This is a genomic window from Limnofasciculus baicalensis BBK-W-15, from assembly GCF_024178385.1.
Taxonomy (GTDB): Bacteria; Cyanobacteriota; Cyanobacteriia; order Cyanobacteriales; family Coleofasciculaceae; genus Limnofasciculus; species Limnofasciculus baicalensis.
The window spans coordinates 1-1,562 of sequence record NZ_JAMZMM010000671.1 but is presented as its reverse complement, the minus strand read 5'-3'; the positions used below and the strand labels follow the sequence as shown (position 1 = coordinate 1,562).

The following is a 1,562-nucleotide window of genomic DNA, read 5'->3' as shown; positions in this document are numbered from 1 at the left end:
ATTTTATGGTGCTTCAGGACTTTTGCTGTTCACATCCCAAATGAAAACGCTATAGTGGCTAACTCCTTTAATCCTTTCTCTGTAATCGTCCTACTAAATCATCAAACGGTTGCCAATTATCCTCCTGGCTAATTGCCCCCCAAACCTCTTCAATTATTGGTCTTAATAAAGCAGTTTTCGGATTTTTATCCCGCAACCGCTGATTCACTTGTTCTAATTCGTCTCTTGACAAATCCTGTAAGATATGGTAATATATTTCGCGCCATTTTCCGAGTAATGACTGGTGTTCAGTCGATGTAATCAATGAAGCTTGACTGAAAATCTGACTTCCATCATCTCGCCAGATGGGGTCAAATTGTTCTGCTAATTCCGCAAAAAACTGATGATACCCCACCTGACTCTCCATCAGGAAATCTATGGTTAATTTTAATAACTCATTACCCTGAGATTCACTCACCTCGGCAAATCCTAACTTATTCAACATAAGTTGTCGATAAGTGAGATAATAATACTCATCAAACCGGGCTAAACCAGCTTCCATATCCTCAACGGGAATTACCATTCTTAACGGTTGCTGAAGCATTTCTAAATTTAGCCGACAAATGGATGGTTGATTTCCGTAAGAATAACGTCCGTAATAGTCGAAATAGGCTGCTGTAAACTTAGGGTTGTAGGTGGGGATAAAAGCGTAGGGACCATAATCAAAACTTTCTCCAGTAACGGACATATTATCAGTATTGAGGACAGCATGACAAAACCCGGCTGCCATCCACTGCGCCACTAATTTTGCCACACGTTGCACTAATTCGGCATAGAATTGGACGTAGAGAGCAACTCTATCCTTTTGTTCGGTAAATTGGGGATTACCTTGAGTGCGATCTGGTTGGAGCAGCGCTTCGCGATCGCAAATAAGCCGAGGGTAATAATATTGAATTACATGGTCTAACAGCTTTTCGATTAAATCCCGCCGTTTAAAATAGTGCAATCGCTCAAACGTACCAAATCGAATATGAGAACGACTGAAACGAATCGTAACAGAAGAACGAGTTGGGGAAGGTTCATCTCCGCGCCACAACTGTTCCCCAGTTTCAATCAAACTCAAACAGCGAGAAGTGCAAACCCCCAAACTATGTAAAGCTTCCGCTGCTAAAACTTCCCGCACTCCACCTTTAAGAGTTAATCTGCCATCCGCTCCTCTAGAATAGGGAGTAGTACCTGACCCTTTTGTGCCAAAATCATATAATTCCCCATCAATTCCCCGGACTTGACCGTAGATAAACCCCCTACCATCACCTAATCTAGAATTATATTCCCCAAACTGATAGCCATGATAGCGCAAAGCTAAAAATGGTCGGATACCAACAAACTTACCAAATGCTTGGATAAAATCAGTATCAGTTACATTATGAGGAGTTAATCCCAATTGTGGTAGTAATTGGTTATTGCGGAATCGGAGAATATGACTGGGAAATTCTGCCGCTGCTACTTCATCAAAGTAGTCATTGCCTAATGATTCTAAAGCTGGTTCGTATTCAAGGGAAAGAAACATAATAATAAATAGG

At 41.2% G+C, this 1,562-nt stretch carries 1 protein-coding gene; it reads right to left on the bottom strand.

The genetic code is table 11. From position 1 onward, the window contains the following. Positions 1–67: 67 nt before the first annotated feature. On the bottom strand, positions 68–1,549 hold the full coding sequence (locus NJ959_RS29330) for a protein adenylyltransferase SelO (RefSeq protein WP_254015289.1): 1,482 nt from the start codon (positions 1,547–1,549) through the stop codon (positions 68–70). Positions 1,550–1,562: the final 13 nt, after the last annotated feature.

Coding starts and splice junctions, on each gene's coding strand:
- NJ959_RS29330 (WP_254015289.1), bottom strand. CDS start 1,549: ATGTTTCTTTCCCTTGAATACGAACCAGCTTTAGAATCATTAGGCAAT.